We start from the raw sequence: 202 nt of genomic DNA on the forward strand, positions 1-202 counted from the left end.
CTCTATCCTCGGCGACTTCTATCTTGACAGAACCATCGGGGGCATATGGACTATCAACTATACTTGCATCAACCAATGCTCCCGTCTCAATCTTCATAATTCCATGGCGTTGTAGCTGCTTATTGAGAAGGCTCAAAAGTTTATCCCACAAGTCTTTCTCTACAATCGCATTGCGAAAACGGCAAATGGTGCTGTGATCGGG

General features: G+C 45.5%; 1 pseudogene. It reads right to left on the minus strand.

What is annotated here, in order from left to right:
• Positions 1-202: pseudogene (locus HMPREF3027_RS09655) on the minus strand (IS5/IS1182 family transposase); the annotation flags it as partial.

This window comes from Porphyromonas sp. HMSC077F02 (assembly GCF_001815465.1).
Lineage (GTDB): Bacteria > Bacteroidota > Bacteroidia > Bacteroidales > Porphyromonadaceae > Porphyromonas_A > Porphyromonas_A somerae.